We start from the raw sequence: 19,284 nt of genomic DNA, 5'->3' as shown, positions 1-19,284 counted from the left end.
TGAAGATTGTCGATAAGATGGTGCCAGATAAGCTTCAGCAAGCAATGGGGGAGTTTGATGACCTGTTTTCTCGAATTTTAGGAAAGAGCGAAAAAAAATATCCGGCGAAGACAAAACATAATACAGGTAAATCGTCACAGTCAGGTAGAAGTGAGGATACGGCTAATGAGGAAAATGATAAAAAGCCTAAGATATGTGAAATTTGTAAAAGAATTTCAGGTACGAAAAAAGGGCAGTGTAAAGATGCTCTTAAAAATAGAGCAAAAAAGAAATGATTAAAGAATTAGAAGGTATAATTCAGCGTGAAGCAGATTCTTATCTTTTAGCAAGTAAGGCCCTTCGTGAGAATAATCCGTTAAATCTTAAAACAGGAACTTTAGATGCTCACCATATTATTTCTGATATGGTGATTGATAGACTTGCAACTTTTAGACAGTATCAGTTAGAAAGAAAAGGGTGGAATTTAAATCATGGTAAAAACCTTGTATTGCTTTCATCTGATTCGGAGATCTGTTGTTACTATGAAACTCCTCAGCATTCATCGGGACATACAGAGATAGGTATCGAAGATTCATTTTACGGAAGAAAATCTAAAAAAATCACAGATCTGAAAGCAATTAGGCCTGGTGAGGACCGGCATGTTGTTAGCAAAACTAAAGGATATCATAAAGTTGTAGCTATCAAGTTGGCAATGGCTCTTAAACATCTTAACTGTGATACAGAATATAAACTTTATGTAAGTGAAGTCGATAAAGTGTCTGATAATTTGTTAGGTTTCATTTCAAGCTTTAAGTTATTGCTAAAAGCTGATGGACGTAGATTTAAATCGATGAAGGAAGGTTGTGGTGAGTGTTCTTCACGAGATTCTCATTTTGATGCAGGGCATTTTGTCTTTTTTAATAAAAGTTATGACAGAACAGAAACTGAAGTGTACACGAGTGGTAATGAAAAACCAATCATGAAGGTGGAAACTTATGTTAAAAAAGGAAAAGAGTACCAATCATCAGTTAATAAACAAAAGGTTTATGAAAATGTCTATAGAGAAGTATTGCCTAAAGATAAAGTTAGAAAAATGATTTATAATAGTCTCGAATTTCGATTGTTCAATGTAAGTGAACTAAAGAAAAAACTATCTTGAAGGTGTGCGTATGAGTCAGGAACCTTTGGCAATATTCAGTGAGGATATTTTTGCTAATGACATTATGGCTAAAAATGTAGATGCGAGAGAGTATCTTTATTCTCATAATGAAGTAATTCAATTGTCTTCTATTAACCCTATAGTTTGGGATGTTGAAGATACGCTCATTGAAGATATTCCAGATATTTTGGATAAGGGAGATCGTGTTGTCTCAAAAGTGATTATGGAATCTATAATGGCTTGGGATCCATATGGTTTGATTTTTATGCCTGCTGCATTAAAAAGTGAGCGAGGTTTGTCAGAAGCGCGCTATTTGATGTGTGTTAATAACATTATCGATGTTATGGATGAAGACGAGAGTATTGTTTATTGGCGTGACCGTTCAGACTATGACCTGCCTGATGAGCTTGTTGTTAGAGAACTATATATTAGTGAGAGTAAATATAACTTAATTCCGGAATGCAAACGTCATGTTTTTCGAGTGAAAGGCGCAGATGACAAGATTTTTTTCTCGACTGAATTGGTCAATAAAGTTTGGGATATTGCTGTTAGAGCGGGATGTAGGGATTTAGTTCAAGAAGCGTTTCATTTCCATGAAGAGACCCCAGGATATTAATATGAAAAGCGAATATTCCATTTTATCCAAGAGGGTGTTTGATCAGTTCCCATTTCAACAAACTCCTCAGCGTATCGTGCCTTCTGAGCCTGATTTACTACTCGAAATGACGTTTTCTCCAAAACTGTTCATTATCGATGATGTTGCTTCTAAAGTTGAAGCGCTAGTTAAACATGGTGTTGAGTGGTTAGATGCTCGAGTTGATTGTTCGCCAAGTCAGCCAGAAGATGATCAGATTAAAGTTTACGAAAATTTTCGTATGCCATATATTCATCAAACTTATCGTCTTACAAATGAACAAAAACAGTACGGTAAGCTGAATTGGCTAAATCTTGATGAAGTAGAACTGGATTTCTCAATACTTGAAAATGTTCCTCTTGATGAAAGGTTGATGTTTAAACTTGAAGAAGATTTTGGGTATGTGTTTATTCATAATAGTGTGATTGAATTGCTAAAAAATAACGTCAAAGATGTTTGGGTTCGCGATGTCTAATTAGTCTTTTTGTGATTATTTTATAACACCTCCATTAGGAGGTGTTTTTATATCATAGTTATATTTCTCAATATCCACTTCCTGTTTCTCTATATTGTGGTTACGGCGTAACACCTTTGTGTGGCTCAGTGTAGTTCACAAAGATTCTGGCGGCGAAGCAAACACAACGTTGCCCGATGTCTGCTAGTACAAAACCATGGTAACATTTTGATTTAAAGTGATTGTATTGAATTTCCAAGTGTGGTGTTTCCAAAGAGCATTTCTTAAATGCTGATTTGAAGTCTATTTATGCAATTGATTGGGTTCCAGTATCTGTCATAGATAACGAGAACTTTTCATGTTTGAACTTATTTTTATCCTAAACTTAGTCCTTTAAATTGCTCTGAAAATCTTGCAAGAGTTTCAGTTATCTCATTGTTGAACTGTGTTTTTTCTTCAGCAGAAAAGAAGCTCTGTATTTTATTTTGTTTAGAATAATAGTGTTCAAAATCTACGGCTTTTCCGTTGATAATAAGCTCGAAGTGTAGGTGAGGACCTGTTGAACGGCCTGTGTTTCCACTTAAAGCAATAATCTGACCTTGTTGTACGTGATCGTCTTTATTTACCAACCTCTTTGAAAGGTGTAAGTAGCGGGTTACATATCCGTTATCATGTAAAATTACAACATAGTCTCCAGCTACTGGATGGTAGCGAGAGGTGATAACCTTACCTGATGCAACTGTTATAACATCAGTACCAACTGGTGTCAGGTAGTCTGTTCCCAAATGAGCTCCCCTTCGACCTGTTATAGGGTGCTTTCTGCTATAGCAAAATGATGAGCTAATACCATAGCGACGTTTAGTGGGAAGTGATATTAAAGCTCCGTTAAGAGGGTCCCCTAATTCGTTGTAGAAACGCCCGTCACGATGGCGTTTGGCAATGAAAGTATCACTTTTGCCGAAATACGCGAATGTATCTATACGGGCTTTCTTTTCCTTGTCACCAGGCTGTATTCGGACGCCAAACTTGGCATTACTTTCTGGAGTCATTACAAAATTGAAGTGTTTGTTTAATGCAATGACCAAATTATTTACATCATTAGGACTCAATCCTGCTTCAAGAGCGGAGCTGAAAAATGATCCGCGTATAATGCCTGTGTAGTACTTAGATTCTGGTTGTATATCTGTCTTGGTGTCTGAAAAAGCAGCCTTTGTTTCACCAGATACAAAATTTGTATTCTCAGAAAGGAGTGGTATTTTATTTTCCGCTTCATAGTTTGAGAGGGCGCTAATGCAAACAATAACGAGCAGAGCGAATAATAGTGTGATCCATACCAGTCTATGAGCGATGTTTGTTTCACGAAGAAAGCTGTATATGTAGATAAGCTTGTTCATCTTGGTCTGAATTGGTTGATTTTTATCCAAAAACGGCGGTTAACGGCATGATTTCCTAGCCACGTTTCTGATTGTGAGCCCGTATGAATATGATTACAACTAAGAAGGGAAAAAAATACGACCATATTAAAACCTGATTTTCTTATATTTACCTGACGTCATGGTTAAGATAATTAGAAAAATTTACATATATTGGTTATTGCGTGTTTTTTGGTGGTTATTTTAACTAATTGGATGGTTATTTTGCCGCGTTGAGTTTTTTTTATTTGGAAATATAATTCGGTAACCTTTTACTCGATGTTAATACCATGATTTACCAAAACTATAATAAATCAAGGCTTTTCTATATTTTCCTGGCTATGTTTTTAACCTCTTGCGGAGGTGGTGGAGGCGGCGGAGGTGGAAAAGACTCATCTCCTCCTAAACGCAAAATAGGGGGTATTTCCGGTACTGTTTTCGACGCACCTATTTCTGGGGCTACTATATCGGCTTGGGAATATCGAAATGGGCAGTTAGGGCGTCAGCTAGGCCAAGCGAAGACTTCGCCTTCAGGTTATTACTCTATTGAGCTTGAATCGGCCAGTATGCCTGTGCTGATCCAAGCTAAGGGGGGCGCGTATCTGGATCCGCTGACTAATGAAACGGTCTTATCGAGTAATGGTAAAACGCTACGCCTTGATAGTGTAATTAATTATTCTGAAGGTAGTCAGAATACAGTTATGGTGACGCCTTTGTCTTATATGGTCAAAGGTCTGGCAGAGTATAAGATTAAGAAAGGACATTCTGCTCAATCTGCAATTGATGACTCTATTTCAACCATCAGTAATATGTATGGTTTTGATGTTAACACTACCCAACCTGTTGATATCACAAAAGGCGGACAAAGTAGTGAAGTAACTACCGGTCATCAATATGGCGCGTTGTTAACTGCTTACTCTTCGTATTCAAGTGATTTGATTAATCAGTTTGGTGGTGACGAGAGTAAGGATATTTATACATCTATTCACTTAGCAGATATCCAGTATCGCGATATCCGCTCAGATGGTTTGCTGGATGGTCGTGAAGTGGATGATTACTCGGGCCTGGAAAAGAATATCTCATTTGGTCAAATTAGGGTGACCAGTGATGTATACACTCATGCATTTGCACAGCATGTGCTTATTGTGGCGAATGATCCCAAGCTGAATTTCTCTGGCACAACTGGTAGCGATTATCAGGTTTTCAGTAATAAAATAAATAGGCTAGGCGGTGGTTCCGGAAGTGGTGGGGCGATTCCTCCTCGGGATATTACGCCGATTGATACTGCTGCGCCTGAGATGGTTCGCTTGGATAGTGATGTTCTTGCTAAGCGTGATCAAGTTGATGTAAGGGTATCAGATGCCCTTGGTGTAGATGCAATATCTGTGTCTTTGCAATACAAGAATAATGGCAATTGGAGTGATCTGGTTCCATGTCCTCAGCGACCAGCTGCCGATGATGTTTGTTCCCTTGATTATAAAAGTTTTGTATCAGGTGAGCGTCAGGGCGATGTTGTTGTCACAATTGATACTGAATATCTGGACCGCCAAAGCGTTAATATATCGGACCCGAATTTAGCGTCTTCTGTTACCGATGCTCGTTTGGTTGTGAATGCAACAGATGTTATTGGTAATACTTACGGTGCGCAAGACGGATATGGTGTGAATATTCCATTTAAATGGGATAATCATGCACCTGTAATAACTATTGTTTCTGCTGACACTCATAACATTACTTTGGGCCTTCCTTATAAATTGGAATTCAATATTAAAGAAGATTCAACCAAGATTGCAGAGACAACAGTTAGTGTAAACAGAGGTAAAGCTGAACCTGTTGATTGTACTCCGATCAGTACTGATACTGGTCAACATTGTTATTATGCTAAAGAGTATGGTGCAGAGGCATTTAATGGTGTTAATGTTGTTGATTTTGCGATCAAAACTAAAGATGAATATGGTAATGAGGCTGCTAAAACAAGTCGCGTGTTTTCTGATGCTGAGCCTCCGGTTATCACCGAGAGTTATCCTCCAGTAGAAGTCATGATGGACTTTATTGCGGTGAGAAACGGCAATGAAGAACATGAAAGTAAACCGTATACGGCAAGTTCATTTTCTAATATTAAGCAGAACGATCTGTATCTTAAGGTTGCGTATCAGTATGCCAAAGATGGTTTGTTGGCCCATCATTCTGATGTCGATTTCTCCAATTTTGATAAATCAGTATTGGATGAAAATAGAATTCCATACATAACTGTACGTTTAAGTGACAATGAGATCCCTGTTGGTAATGAGATAATCAGTACGAAGCCAGAAGAACTCACATTAAATATCCAGTATCAAGTTATTGAAGATGGTCAGTCTACTCCATTTATCAATCAAATAATTAGTTCAGATAAGACGGTAATTCCTCATCAGAAAGTCGAAGATGGATCAAACAGCATTGTTTATTACATACCGTATGTCAGAGAGTTTTTGGGCTCTAATTTTGTAAATGTTGGCAAAGGTCATACACAGACGCTTACCCTAACCGTAAAGGACAAGTCCGGAAACAGAAGTGCGCCTATAAGCAATATTAACTTCAGAACAACATTTGACCTACCTCGCGTAAAGGTTGTTTCTCCATATATAGGCGCTAAAGCGGAGTTTTATACCATTAAACAGGATGGTAGTTACTTTAATATTGGTAGCTGTGTAACACAAAGAAGTGACTATGAAGATGGAAGTGGAAAGCTTTCCTTTGACGTTGCAAGTTGCTCTAAAGAACTCCCATATACTGCCGAACTAATTCGAGTGGCGCTTGCTAGTGACAATAATACTCATTTTTATGGCTGGAATGAAGGTGAATCATACAGACAGCAGGTTATTCTGCAGGATAAAAAACTGAGTGCAATTTTTGTACTCGATAGTTCTTTAAATGTCTTTATTACTGAATTGGCTGTTTATCAAAGTGGCTTCTTCGATTACCTGTGGTCCAACTACGAAGGAGAGAAAAGTAGTAAAGCAGCCATAAGTGTCTTAAACACTGTAAACAAAGCTCTTGTAGACAATGGCGGCAGCGGTAATTTAACCACCTTTTTTGGGTTTAATCCGGTGCTGACCCGATACGCTACAAATGAAGATCTAGCCAAAGGTTTGCCTGCAATCCCTGATACAACGTATCAGCATCGTTTTTTACTTGAATCAGTTAATTTGCTTTCAGCTAAGAGCCAAATGCAATCAAGCATAGATTATGCCCAAGCATTTTATGATGACTTTAGAGCAGATGGTAAAGCCGATGGTCTTGGGGAAAATGGTCAGAAGCTATCCTTAGAAAATTACGTATTAAGTGCGGATACTTATCGTAAAGAACTTGCTGATTATTACTATCAATATACAACTATAAAACAAAGTATGGATGTGAGCCTTGCTATGGCATGGGCTGACCGCTATGCATTGATTAATCCGGTATTGGTTTCAGGTGATAAGATACTTAATGTTTTTGATAAGCCGGGAATCTCTGTAGATAGTGATGCTCCTGATATCAAATTGACACCTATTGAAGGTCGAAGCGTAGTTGATGAACTCAATAAAACATATGTAGCTGGATTAATTAAGTCGCAGTTATCGATTAAAGATCCATCGGGTATTGATGATTTTGCATCTCCACCGCTTATGATTGCTTCTTGGAGCAACGCGGATGATGTGGAAAATGAAGCTAATGACATTAAGTTCTTGTCAGATCCAATGAACGTCAAGAATAAGTACAGTAAGAAGTATGATTTCACGTTAGATACTCAGTCATATCCGAATATTGTTGAATTTATTCTGGCAGTGAGTACAAAAGACACGAAAGGGAATGCTCATGGCTATGATGGTAATCAGGTACATTATGAGACCTATGCTGTTGACAACAATCCGCCAGAAGTAACTTTCAAGCCTCCTTTTGCATTGTTTAAACCGTCATTACCAGAAGACAGTTACTTAAATACAAATAGTAAGCAAGAGTTGAATTTTTCGGTTCGTGATTTGGTTGGTGATGATAAGGCTTTGCGTAAATTGGTTTTCTCTAAGGCTGGAGAAAACGGGGCATTGACGGTATTGCCAGAGTCTTTTTATTTAAATGATGAAAACCGAATTAAAGTTAACATCTGTAAAAAAGAAGCATGTGAAGGTGAAGGAAGTAAATTTGTCGATCTTGCTGATGGTCAATGGAAATTAGTGGTTGAAGCTACTGATTCGTTAGGTAACGTGCTTTCAGCACTGGATCCTGGTACACCAAAGTTTATTGTAAATGTTGATTCTGTTAGCCCTGAAGTGAATCAGCCGAGTAATCCTCAGGTATTGGGTGGGAACTCGATTTGGGATCCTCGAAACATTGTTATATGGGGAGATGGCGCAGCTGCAAAAGAATTGAATCTTTCGATGACTCCATCAAATGGTTCCAATAGGGTATTGGTTGAGTGTGAAACTCTAAATCAACCAATTTTAGAACCGGCTTGTTTGTTGGGTAAATCTCCTGATTATCGTGTTCAATTGATAGCTGATAATCTTGAGCACAACAAAAATAACGAAATCAAGTTGGAAGCACTTGATGCGGCATACCCATCAAATGTAGGGAAGGGCTCATTTTATTTTCGTGTTGATAAAAAAGGTCCATCTTTCAATTTTGCAGTGCCTGCTTTGACTGATGTAGAGACAGGTTCATCAAAAGTGCTTGGTAAAAAGTTCAATGTTAATTTTGCAAGTGTTGTTGATGACTCTGGAGTTAAACATTTACAGCTATATCAGGCTCTGAGTAATGGTTCATTAATTCCACTTTTGAATGAAGAGTTTGAACCATCTGATTCAACTAAGCCATTTGCTGTCAATTTACTAAGTGCAAATACTGACAAACTTAAAATAGATGATGGGACAGGAGATATTAAGTTGTTGGTTAAAGCAACGGATATCAATGACTTTGTCTCTGAGTCGAACTCTTTAGATGCCATTTTTGACAAGGAAGGGCCTAGCTTATCATTGAGTGGTTACAACAAAGAGAACTATTACAAAGGTAACTATAAGTTTCAGCTGAATGCTGTTGACTATGATAAGGCTGGTTCGATGTCTTCGGATGGTATTGATAGTTCTTCACTTAAGTATTGGGTTTACCCAGGTGATACACCTCCTCAAGATAATGGATATACTCCGACAGATGACGGTAAGGTTTCGTTAAACAATGCCAATAGTGATGTAAATGTAAAAATATATGCCAAAGATATTAGGAAGAATGAGAATAGCTACATTGTTCCAGTTAAAGTCCGAAATGAAGGGCCAACAGTTTCATTAAAGCTATCGTATCTGAGTGGCAGCCCTGTTTCTGATACAACAGTAACTAAAAATGAACCTTTGCTACTTACTTTAGTCGCTAATGATATTAGTGGTGTTTCGTCTGTTAATGCAAATTTAACTTTTGCTGGTACGAAAAAAGAGATTAAGTTAAGTCAAGCCACAGAGTCAGATACATGGACTGCTTTATTAAATACTGATGGTCAGTTGAAAGATGGCGCTTATATAATTAATGCAAAAGCATACAACAATGTGGTTGTTAATGATGGTGAAGAGCGAGTTTCAGGACAGGCAACTTTACCGTTCAATATGCAGCTTCGTGGGGTTGACCTTCAGGTTGTAGAGCCAGAAAATTTCACAGCCCATGTATCGGGAAGTGTATTGAATGTAACATTCAAAAAGCTAAGCGATACAAGGCTGAAAAAAATCGAGTGCTGGTTAAGAGAGAGCTATTCAGGAGATGAAGTGCCTGAAGGTGATACGTACAAGGTGACAACCCTGACACCATCTGAACCTATAACTTGCTCGTTTGATGGTATTAACAAACTAGATAAAAACTTTGTTAAAAACCCAGCGTTAATAACTCGTACAACTATCAGTAATCGTACTGAAAGTATTCAGGCGTTTAACTTTAAGATGATAGATATTGAACCACCATATATCGATCATGTAGGTGGATACAAATTGAACCCTGAAAATGTAGCAACTGTTGAGGGTGTCAAAAAGCTTACCTTACAAGTGAATCTCAAAGACGATGACTCTGGTATTAATTTAGCGGAAAAACCCAAGCTTGTTACTTATGCCGGTGTACAGGTTGAGCCTGTCGGTCAGTGTGAACATGCGCCTGGAAATACAACCAGTGTTACTTGTACGTACTCCTTAGACTATAGTCAGGTTATTAACCCGGTTGATAGTAATCAGTTCGTACGTATCGTTGGTATAACAGATATGGCTGGAAACTCGCCAACGGATTCAAAGATGATTCTTGTAAAACCGAGAGTGGATTTGGGTACAAAGATTACATCACCGAAGATGAATGGTTATATTTATGGGGATAACATTTCGATTGACTTTCGCGTTAAGCACTTGCAAGAAACAAGTTTGTCAAAAGTTCAGATTTTTGTCGGTGGTAAAGAGGTTGAACAAGCTTTTGATCCGTTCGAGGATTGTGTTGTTTGGAAAGAAGTTAACTATGGAAAGGGTTCAGTTGAGGAAAGCGATAAAGGGTATGACTGTTCACGAGTCCGGACCAGGTATGATGATACTGAAGATAATAAACAGGTAAATATTGTTGTTAAGGTAACGGATGTCTGGGGTGTTTATAAAGACGATAATATTTCAGTTCGCTTTGATAACCAACCTCCATATATTGGTGATTCGGTTGATGTGAAAGCATCTCCTGAAAATCCAGGGAAAGTACGATTTACATTTGACATATCGGACTCAGCAAGCGGTATAGATAGTGTTCAATATCAAATTGCAACCCCTCGTTTTTCGGAAACAAAAAGAGGTGATGATAGCTATAACTTTATAGAGTTAGATGCGTCAGAGCTTGAGTCTGTATCTATCCTTAAAGTCAATGTTACGGCTAAGGATAAAGTAGTCGCTCAGCTAGGTTATGTGGGTGAGGTAACGGATAAAGAATTTCAGGTTAACATCACTAAACCTGAATTGATTTTGGAGCTTGAAGGTGAATCAGAGCTTATTGGTAATAAGATTGCCTTTAAAGAACGTAAACAAGACTATACGTTGATCGCTAAACCTGCTCCTTCATCTGTTGTTGGTGTTTCATCCTATCGCATGGTGTTTGATCATGGCGACATGGATATAACCCAGAATGGAGTATTCAACGCCAATACGGCAATTGGCAGTCAGGTGTTCACTGAAGATCAACAAGGATCGTATCAGTTTAAATTAACAGCCACTGATACTATTGGCCGTAAAATCGATAATTTTGCTTATGATAAAAAAATCTATGGTTTTGGCGGCGCTGAAGCTTATGTTGATTATTTAGCTCCAAAAATTACAGGAGTTATGGGGAAAAATATCAGTATGAAGCCTGAGGGGAATAAATATAAATATTCTGTTGAAGCCTTAATAACTGACGCAACCTTAATTCCTAGAACTGTCACAGCAACAATGACGCGGGGGGATCTTATAGAAATCATTCCGCCAAAAGAAAAGGGCAAACCTTACATTTTCAATTTCTTGGCATTACCTGGTGGCGACACTGTAACTATCGAGGCTTCGGATGAGATTGGACGTAAGACTCCTTCATCTGCAAGTGTAAATGTAGATGAAGCAACTGTGCCTGCACTTACTATTTCTTCTACGGCAAAACAAAACATGTTGGGTGGGGGAAAATTAACGATTTTAACGTTTGCTTTTTCAGAAGATGTCCAGAAATTTGATTTTTCAGATGTCACGTTAACTGCTAGTGATGGTGGGGATAGTGGTTCGCTTAATTCTTCAACCTGGACCAAAGTTAGCAATCATGAATGGAATGTTCAGTATACGTCGCCTTTAGACTTGGATAAAAACATCACAGTATCTGTAGAGGAGAATAGCTATGAGAGTATTAACACAATTCCTGGTACAGGAAATAACCTAGCTTTAAGTGTTAAAAGTGTGTTACCTAAGTTATCGCGAGTTGAGTTTGCTCCTTCACAGAGCAAAGTGGGGAAAGAAGTTGAGATCAAGTTATTTTTTGATAAGCCAGTGACTGGCGTTTCAGGTGATCTTGGCGGTGAAAGCTTTACGTTGAGTGATAGTGTAGCTAAGACTGACTGGATAGTTCATAAAAACGTCCCTTCTGTATCAGGCGATAAAGTAGTTCTTACCGTTGAGAATTACACTGATGAACTGGAAAATGTTGGTGAACCTAACTCAGAACATGCTTTGCCATATACGCCAACATTAGCGATTAATGTTGAAAATGGCGGCGTAATAAATAAAGCGCAAGCTCAGAATAATAAATTGTCGGGAACCAGTACTCATTTTTCAGTTGGTCAACCGATAAATTTGAAGTTTGTTCAAAAAGGTACCGAAGTTAGCGCAACCGCTTCGGTTAGTTCAGAAAATACCTGGACGATGGACTCTGGAACAGCAATGACTTCTTTGGCTAACGGACCAATTAAGGTAATTGTAAGTGGAACGAACCAACTTGGCGCAATTGCAGAGTCAGTAACGGAAACATTTGAGTTAGATCTAACTCTTCCTGAAGTAAATCATGTCGATTTGGGTCTTGAGCACGTTGCGCCGAAGACAACACTTGAGTTCAGTGTTGAGTTTACTAAGTCGGTATCTGACCTAGTGGGTTACTTGGGCAGCAGCGAAGTTGAGTGGACTACCTCCGGCTCGTCGCAGTTATGGCAGGGTAAGGTTAAGGTGCCAGAAGACGGATCGGCGACCACGGAAACGGTTACTCTGACCCTGAGTGGGTTCCGCGACGAGGCGGGCAACGAAGGGGATACCGACACCTCGGGTACCTTGAAGCTGACGCCGTCGCTGGAAGTGATGCCGGTGGGTGCGGTTAGCGAGGAAGATGCCAAGTCACTGCCGGTCAGCGGCCAGGCGAAGTATTTTGTTGTAGGAAGCAAGCTGGACGTGGAATTCCGTGATGTAGCCGACAAGCAGGTTACGGTGAAGGCGACGGTTGCTAGTGGCGGCAAGTGGGAGCTGGATCGCCCGGCTGACGTGGCGGGGCTGAAGGATGGTGACATTACGGTCACCGTCAGCGGCACGAATGGCCTGGGTGTAGATGTGAGCGGGTCAGATACTTTTACCCTGATGATAGCGAAGCCGGAAGTTGATGGTGATGTTATTTTAAGAGCCGCGGATGGTGGCGAGGATGAGGCACCGGGACAGGAAGTTGACGTTACCGTGCAATTTACCAAGTCGGTATCTGACCTCGAGGGTTACTTGGGCAGCAGCGAAGTTGAGTGGACTACCTCCGGCTCGTCGCAGTTATGGCAGGGTAAGGTTAAGGTGCCAGAAGACGCATCGGCGACCACGGAAACGGTTACTCTGACCCTGAGTGGGTTCCGCGACGAGGCGGGCAACGAAGGGGATACCGACACCTCGGGTACCTTGAAGCTGACGCCGTCGCTGGAAGTGATGCCGGTGGGTACAGTGAAAGAGGTTGATGCCAAGTCACTGATGGTTAGCGGCAAGGCGATGTATTTTGCCATTGGAAGCCAGCTGGAAGTGGTGTTCCGCGATGAAGGCACCAAGACGGTTGAGGGCCAGGCCATGGTGGCCAGCGGCGGTAGGTGGGAGCTGGATAGCCCGGCTGATGTGGCGTGGTTGAAAAACGGTGAGATTACGGTCACGGTCAGCGGCGAGAACGGACAGAAGGTCACGGCGAGTAAGTCAGGTATCTTTGAATTAGATAAAACGTCGCCAATTATATCAAAGCCTTCTGTGAACTTAGATATAGTTGCTGGTGATGATTTGATTGATAGTCGTGAGTCAATGAGTGTTCTAATCAGCGGAAGTTCAAAAGGGTTTGCTGAAGGGGATACTCTTAAGGTTACGGTTCAGTCTCAAGTGGAACTATCGCAGATGTTTGAGCAAGATGTAGTAGTTGGAAGTGGTGGCAATTGGGTGATCACTGCAGAAGACCTTTCTAGCTGGCAAGATTCTAAGTTAGATGTGATAGTTGAAGGTGCTAACCAGTTCGGTATCTCTGCAGATCGAGCGTTAAAGACAATAGAACTTAACCAAAGAATTGCGTATTTAAATAAGTCTTATAGTCAGAACTTGGCTTTAGCTGCTTAATTGAATCTTATAGTATCGTAGAAAATAAATCCCTTGCTAAAAGGCGAGGGATTTTCTCAATGATTATTTCTATTTAGTTATCTATTGGTTAGGTTCTACATTAGTTGGACAGTTGAATCAGGTAATGTGGGGGCTTATTTTTACTTTTGTTATTAATGGAAAGGCCGTTTTTACGGCCTTTTTTAATATATTCTTCTATGATTGGCTCATATAAATAGCGATTTAGCCTATTGTAATCTCGCCTTTGCGAACCATTTTACAAAAACGGGAGTAGTCGTGGCTGTATACACAAAAAGGAGCGGGCGCTGATGCATCTGCCATGAACTCATCAAATGCTTTACGAGTTTGCTCTGGTAATTCTAAAGGGTCTACGACTTTGAATTGAGTATCAGGAATCGAAAACTCTTTAAGTTCAGGCAGTAACGAGTCTAATTCAGTTGCCATATAACCATCTCCTTCCACTGCTGGTTTAATGATACTTACATCATTATAGTCAACGAAGAATAGAAACTAGCATGCGACCCCAAAGGGGCGCATGGTTTGTGATTTTATAGATTTCGACACAGCGTTCTTTTGTAACCATGTTTTGCTCCAATAAAGAAGGTTGTTTTAATAGCATGACAATCGCTTTTTGTTGCTGGCGTAACCTTTGAATTTCCCGTTCCAGGGCGTTGAACTGGTCATGCAGGATCTGCTCTTGTGTCATGTCATCATGATGGTTAAGGAGAGGTGCTAATTGCGTTATTGGCACACCAAAAGAGCGATAGGCAATGATTGCCTCAAGCCTTTGGTTTCATCATCACCATACCAACGATATCCGTTTTCTGAAGGGCAGCCTGGTAAAAGTAGCCCTGAGCATTCTGAACCCTGAACTTGTAGACGGGTCAACACTAAGTTAGGAAAAAATTTTGTGGGAGTAAAACAGAGCAAAAGCTATTTTTTCATCAGTAAGTAGATGGAAAGGAGCCACTGTTCAATATATCTGGCTTGGTCACATGATGTGATATTAAGGCGAGATAATATGACCGACTATTATTTTTGATCTCATTGAGCGATATTCAGGGGAAGGATTTTCAGTGAATATAACGAACGCAATAGGATGTGTAATATCAACAACTCTTGGTGAGCTTGAAATTATCAAATTTCTGGGTAAAGGCAAATCCGGCTACTCATATTTAGCTCAAAATTTAGAACATCAGTATGTCGTTAAGTTTATGCATTACGAACACTGCGCCTATTACTCTTTTGGAAATGCAAACAAGGTTGAGCTTGAAGTATCTGCGTATGGACAATTAAAGAGAGCTGGAATTAGGGTTCCGGAGCTTCTTGATGCTAATGGTGAAAGGAATTACCTGGTTAAAGAGTACATTGAAGGCGATCTTGTGACAGATTTAATCATAGGTGGTGTACTTCCTGAGTTATGTATTGAGCAGGTCTGCGGTATGTTTCAGGCTCTCAAGCCAATCAGATTAAACATCGATTACTTCCCGGATAATTTTGTCATGAGTAATGGTGTTCTCTATTATGTGGATTATGAGCACAATCCTTATGATGATAATTGGGATTTGGCCAACTGGGGGCTGTTCTACTGGGCTAATCCCCATGGTATGAAAGCGTATAGGCAAACCAAGGACCCTTTACATATTAATGAATCCGCTGAATCGGGTTTACCTATTAAGCAGCCATTTATCGAAACAGTGAATGGCTGGGTTAACGCTTATTGCGGATGACGAACAAAATGTATATTTAAACCATCATGAGGATGCTATGAAAATTACCACCCTGGTTGAAAATACCCGGCTTGAAAATCGACCTGATCTTTCGGTTGAAAAAGGATTGTCTTTTCATGTGAGTGCTATGGGAAAGCAAATATTGTTCGATGCTGGTAACGGTAGCAAGTTTTATGAGAACGCAGCCTTACTGGATGTAAATATTGAGGAGGTTGATGCTGCGGTTGTCTCCCATTGGCATCACGATCATGGTGGTGGCATTAGTCCTTTTCTGAAGAAAAATACTAAGGCAAAAGTGTATTTGCGACAGGCCGATAATCTCGGTTATGCATTTAAAGTGTTTGGATTGAAGTTTGATGTCGGCCTCAATACCAGCATGTTTTCTGAGGCACAGGAGCGATTTGATTACATTTCAAAGTTTACCGAAATTTATCCCAATATCTTCATCGTAACTGATTTGAGTAAAAAACATTCGCAGCCTAAGGGGAACCGATACCTATATACGAGAAATGATTCCGGCTATCAGTTAGATGCATTTGATCATGAGCTGATGATGGTTGTGAAGGAAGATGATGGCTTGGTTATTTTTACCGGCTGTGCGCATAACGGTGTGCTTAATATGCTTGAGACTGCGGTAGAGCTGTTTCCAGATACACGTATAAAGGCGGTGGTCGGTGGATTTCACCTTGTCGGTTTGCCAATGTTCAACACAATAGGTGGAACCAGAGAAGATATAGAGCAGATTGGGAGGCTGTTGATGCGTTTTCCGATTGATAAGCTCTATACCTGCCACTGTACTGGTTTGAAGGCATATGGGATCCTCAAAGATGTTCTTGGTGAGCAGATAGAATACTTACCAACGGGCCGAACAATAGAGATATAAATCAGTTGAGTAAGGTTTTATTAGAAGAGAGACACCTTCTAGGCTGTCCTGATATCATGTGCTTAATGAGATCAGGACAAACATCAATTGGCTCATATCACTGTTGTAAAGATCGTTTTATATTTCAAACGGGCAGTAAACATTGAAAATTTTAATCACAGGAACAGCGGGACGAGTAGGTCGCGCAATCTATATCAAGCTGATGAAGAAACACCAGGTTGTCGGCATTGACAGAACGCCATGTTCGACGGCGGATTATGTCGGCGATATTCGAGACACAGAATTACTGGAGAAAGCATTAGAAGGCGTTGAGGTAATTATTCATACCGCGGCGCTGCATGCGCCTCATGTCGGGTTGGTTTCTGATGATGAATTTGAGCAAATTAATGTTAAAGCGACTGAGCAACTGGCTTTGCAGGGGCTTAAAAAGGGCGTGAAACATTTTGTACTGACAAGTACAACTGCACTGTATGGTTATGCCTCCACACCAGAAGGGATTGCGGGCTGGGTTGATGAAACAACCAGCCCACAACCTAAAACGATTTACCACAGGTCAAAAATCAAAGCTGAAAATACGTTGGAAAGTATTTCTAATTTATTCAATTTACCTGTGACTGTACTTCAAATGTCACGCTGTTTTCCTGAACCAGCAGACTTAATGGCTGTTTATCGTTTAACGCGCGGTGTTGATGCTAGAGATGTTGCTGTTGCTCATGCCTGCGCCGTTGAAAAACGCCCGTCCGGATTCAGACGCTATATTATCTCTGGGCGAACACCTTTCAATAAAAATTGCTGTGAACTGCTTTTTCAGAATGCAGAGAAAGCGATACAGGAGTTTGCTCCGGAACTGGCTGAAGAGTTTACAAAAAGAGGATGGCGGTTACCTCAAATGCTTGATCGTGTTTATGACTCAAGCTTGGCGCAGAATGAGCTGGGCTGGCAGCCTAAATATGGTTATGACAGCGTATTAAGATATCTGGACAATGAAATAGCAGAAGTACTGCCTGTAATGGGTTATACATAATGACAACCCCCACGCTATACATTTTTTCGGGTCTGCCTGCTTCAGGTAAATCAACCTTGGCTCAATATCTGGCACAATACACAAAGGCTGTATATCTGAGGATAGATACGGTTGAGCAGGCACTGAGAGACTTATGCGATTTTAAAGTTGAAGGTGAGGGGGATAGGCTTAGTTATCGCTTGGCATCAGATAACCTAAACCTTGGCAACAGTGTTATCGCGGATTCCTGCAATCCGATTAAACTCACGCGTGATGAGTGGCGTGATGTCGCTTTGTCCGCCAATGTGAGGTATGTCGATATTGAGATTTATTGTTCGGATTCAGAAGAGCACAAAAGCCGTGTAGAGCAGCGCAGAACGGTAGTGAAGAACTTAAGGTTGCCAACTTGGGGACAGGTTAAAAACAGGGAGTATCACCGGTGGAATGATAACGTAATTCGAATTGATACTGCCGGAAAAACACCAGATGAGTCTTTTAAGGAACTGCTTTTTAAACTTGAAAAGCGATATCCCCTTTAATTTGTTCTATGACTTGGGCTGTTGTTTCCGCGCAAGCCTTTCCATTTCCCAAAAACGAAATTCTTCTTTGCCGGACAAAACTTGTCCACTTTCTGCCTGTTGATAATCCAATAACTAGCAAAATAGTCAGTTATGCATAACAAAACGCATTGATATTGGCACTTATATTCATCCTGATGATATTATTGCGTGCGCATTTGGGGAGATCATGGTTGATAGTCATGCTTATGGGTTAAGTAATAAAATTCGAAAGCAGAAGAAGAACTCCTCTCTGACTCTGAATGCAACATAGTTGCGTATTTATAAAAATAACTCACAACAATAAATAGATATTATTGCGTCAATCGCTACAAATGGAGTAAAAATGAAATTTAAGGCATTACTAATGTCATTGTGTTTTTTTGTCTTTCCACAGTTGGTTTTGGCTGAGAATACAACTGATACATCTGAAGCAGATGACTACTATGAGTGGGCAAGAAATGTATGGAACTCTCTTGAACGTCAGACTGGCGAGATCAAATTATCTGGTGCCACAGCAACATTAAACATACCAGAAGATTTTTATTACCTTTCATCAAGTGATGCTGAAACTGTTTTGGTTGATGTATGGGGCAATCCTCCAGGCCAAAATACTTTGGGTATGATCTTCCCGGCAGATATGACTCCTTTTGATAATGATTCATGGGCAGTAACCATCCGATACGAAGAAGATGGCTATGTTTCTGATGATGATGCTAACGACATTGATTACACGGAGCTTTTGAATCAGATGAAATCTGATACCAGAGAGGAAAGTGAGGCTCGTGTCAGTCAGGGCTATGAGGCTATAGAGCTGGTAGGTTGGGCAGCAGCGCCATATTATGATGCTCAGACTCATAAGCTGCACTGGGCGAAAGAGATTAAGTTTGGTGAAGATGATGTCAACACGCTAAATTACAATATTCGAGTTTTAGGTCGTCAAGGTGTGTTGGTTCTTAATTTCATTGCTAATATGGATCAAAAAGATATCATCGAATCAAAGCTGGAGTCTGTATTGGCACTTGCTGAATTCGAGCAGGGATCCAAATATACAGATTTCGATTCAAGCACCGATAAAATGGCGGCTTATGGTTTGGGAGCGCTGGTGGCAGGTAAAGTTGCTGCAAAGACCGGATTTCTGGCTGCTGCAATTCTGTTTCTGAAGAAGTTCGGCGTGATTATTTTTGTTGGTATTGGCGCCTTTTTCAAAAAGTTTTTCAAAAAAAAGAAAGCTGATTAATTAGACTTCAAGCGGCTTTAGTTACATTTTTATGTTACTGAAGTCGCTTTAACCTACCTTCATCTTATCCAAGCTACTTTCTTCATTAAATTCTATTTTCATTAAACAGCTTGTTGATTTAGTTTTAACTTAATGTCATAAGTTGTATTGC

The 19,284-nt window shown here is 40.1% G+C and carries 11 protein-coding genes and 2 pseudogenes; 10 read left to right on the top strand and 3 right to left on the bottom strand.

What is annotated here, in order from left to right; all coding sequences use genetic code 11:
- The 4 genes and pseudogenes from Q0852_RS17585 to Q0852_RS17570 all read left to right on the top strand — a co-directional run.
- Positions 1 to 275 (top strand): annotated as a pseudogene (locus tag Q0852_RS17585) (hypothetical protein); the annotation flags it as partial.
- A complete protein-coding gene (locus Q0852_RS17580) occupies positions 272 to 1,138 on the top strand; it encodes an AHH domain-containing protein (protein ID WP_299020139.1) in 867 nt (288 codons plus the stop codon). The pseudogene Q0852_RS17585 and the gene Q0852_RS17580, both read left to right, overlap by 4 nt.
- A 10-nt stretch (positions 1,139 to 1,148) precedes the next feature.
- The gene (locus Q0852_RS17575; RefSeq protein WP_299020137.1) at positions 1,149 to 1,754 is read left to right on the top strand and encodes a DUF1629 domain-containing protein; all 606 of its coding nucleotides are present in this window, start codon (positions 1,149 to 1,151) and stop codon (positions 1,752 to 1,754) included.
- 1 nt (position 1,755) lies between these two features.
- Positions 1,756 to 2,247: a hypothetical protein gene (locus Q0852_RS17570; RefSeq protein ID WP_299020135.1), complete on the top strand. Its 492-nt coding sequence runs from the start codon at positions 1,756 to 1,758 to the stop codon at positions 2,245 to 2,247.
- A 353-nt stretch (positions 2,248 to 2,600) separates the two neighbouring features.
- Here Q0852_RS17570 and Q0852_RS17565 read toward each other — a convergent pair whose 3' ends face one another.
- Positions 2,601 to 3,620 carry a peptidoglycan DD-metalloendopeptidase family protein gene (locus tag Q0852_RS17565; protein WP_299020133.1) on the bottom strand — a complete coding sequence of 340 codons (1,020 nt, stop codon included), beginning with the start codon at positions 3,618 to 3,620 and terminating at the stop codon, positions 2,601 to 2,603.
- A 308-nt stretch (positions 3,621 to 3,928) separates the two neighbouring features.
- Here Q0852_RS17565 and Q0852_RS17560 point away from each other — a divergent pair, with 308 nt between their 5' ends.
- Positions 3,929 to 13,720 carry a tandem large repeat gene (locus tag Q0852_RS17560; protein WP_299020131.1) on the top strand — a complete coding sequence of 3,264 codons (9,792 nt, stop codon included), beginning with the start codon at positions 3,929 to 3,931 and terminating at the stop codon, positions 13,718 to 13,720.
- 222 nt (positions 13,721 to 13,942) lie between these two features.
- Here Q0852_RS17560 and Q0852_RS17555 read toward each other — a convergent pair whose 3' ends face one another.
- Together Q0852_RS17555 and Q0852_RS23975 are read right to left on the bottom strand one after the other, a co-directional pair.
- Positions 13,943 to 14,164: a hypothetical protein gene (locus Q0852_RS17555; protein WP_299020130.1), complete on the bottom strand. Its 222-nt coding sequence runs from the start codon at positions 14,162 to 14,164 to the stop codon at positions 13,943 to 13,945.
- A 103-nt stretch (positions 14,165 to 14,267) separates the two neighbouring features.
- Positions 14,268 to 14,581 (bottom strand): annotated as a pseudogene (locus Q0852_RS23975) (MerR family transcriptional regulator); the annotation flags it as partial.
- Positions 14,582 to 14,796: 215 nt separating this feature from the next.
- Between Q0852_RS23975 and Q0852_RS17545 the strand changes: the two are divergent.
- The 5 genes from Q0852_RS17545 to Q0852_RS17525 all read left to right on the top strand — a co-directional run bounded on the left by Q0852_RS17545 (position 14,797) and on the right by Q0852_RS17525 (position 19,133).
- Complete coding sequence (locus Q0852_RS17545; protein WP_299020126.1) at positions 14,797 to 15,450, top strand: serine/threonine-protein kinase; 654 nt, start codon at positions 14,797 to 14,799, stop codon at positions 15,448 to 15,450.
- A 37-nt stretch (positions 15,451 to 15,487) separates the two neighbouring features.
- The gene (locus Q0852_RS17540) at positions 15,488 to 16,333 is read left to right on the top strand and encodes an MBL fold metallo-hydrolase (RefSeq protein ID WP_299020144.1); all 846 of its coding nucleotides are present in this window, start codon (positions 15,488 to 15,490) and stop codon (positions 16,331 to 16,333) included.
- Between the two features lie 142 nt (positions 16,334 to 16,475).
- Positions 16,476 to 17,357: an NAD(P)-dependent oxidoreductase gene (locus tag Q0852_RS17535; RefSeq protein WP_299020124.1), complete on the top strand. Its 882-nt coding sequence runs from the start codon at positions 16,476 to 16,478 to the stop codon at positions 17,355 to 17,357.
- The gene (locus Q0852_RS17530; RefSeq protein ID WP_299020122.1) at positions 17,357 to 17,875 is read left to right on the top strand and encodes an AAA family ATPase; all 519 of its coding nucleotides are present in this window, start codon (positions 17,357 to 17,359) and stop codon (positions 17,873 to 17,875) included. The genes Q0852_RS17535 and Q0852_RS17530 overlap by 1 nt, the downstream gene beginning before the upstream one ends.
- A gap of 364 nt (positions 17,876 to 18,239) precedes the next feature.
- A complete protein-coding gene (locus tag Q0852_RS17525; RefSeq protein WP_299020120.1) occupies positions 18,240 to 19,133 on the top strand; it encodes a DUF2167 domain-containing protein in 894 nt (297 codons plus the stop codon).
- Positions 19,134 to 19,284: the final 151 nt, after the last annotated feature.

Origin of the sequence: uncultured Photobacterium sp. (genome assembly GCF_947502415.1) — a bacterium.
Classification (GTDB): domain Bacteria; phylum Pseudomonadota; class Gammaproteobacteria; order Enterobacterales; family Vibrionaceae; genus Photobacterium.
The sequence above is the reverse complement of the archived record's forward strand: the minus strand, read 5'-3'. Positions and strand labels throughout refer to the sequence as shown.

Bases quoted from the DNA above. Each gene is read 5' to 3' on its own strand.
- Q0852_RS17540 (WP_299020144.1), top strand. From the start codon at position 15,488: ATGAAAATTACCACCCTGGTTGAAAATACCCGGCTTGAAAATCGACCT.
- Q0852_RS17525 (WP_299020120.1), top strand. From the start codon at position 18,240: ATGAAATTTAAGGCATTACTAATGTCATTGTGTTTTTTTGTCTTTCCA.
- Q0852_RS17555 (WP_299020130.1), bottom strand. From the start codon at position 14,164: ATGGCAACTGAATTAGACTCGTTACTGCCTGAACTTAAAGAGTTTTCG.
- Q0852_RS17570 (WP_299020135.1), top strand. From the start codon at position 1,756: ATGAAAAGCGAATATTCCATTTTATCCAAGAGGGTGTTTGATCAGTTC.
- Q0852_RS17560 (WP_299020131.1), top strand. From the start codon at position 3,929: ATGATTTACCAAAACTATAATAAATCAAGGCTTTTCTATATTTTCCTG.
- Q0852_RS17580 (WP_299020139.1), top strand. From the start codon at position 272: ATGATTAAAGAATTAGAAGGTATAATTCAGCGTGAAGCAGATTCTTAT.
- Q0852_RS17575 (WP_299020137.1), top strand. From the start codon at position 1,149: ATGAGTCAGGAACCTTTGGCAATATTCAGTGAGGATATTTTTGCTAAT.
- Q0852_RS17530 (WP_299020122.1), top strand. From the start codon at position 17,357: ATGACAACCCCCACGCTATACATTTTTTCGGGTCTGCCTGCTTCAGGT.
- Q0852_RS17565 (WP_299020133.1), bottom strand. From the start codon at position 3,620: ATGAACAAGCTTATCTACATATACAGCTTTCTTCGTGAAACAAACATC.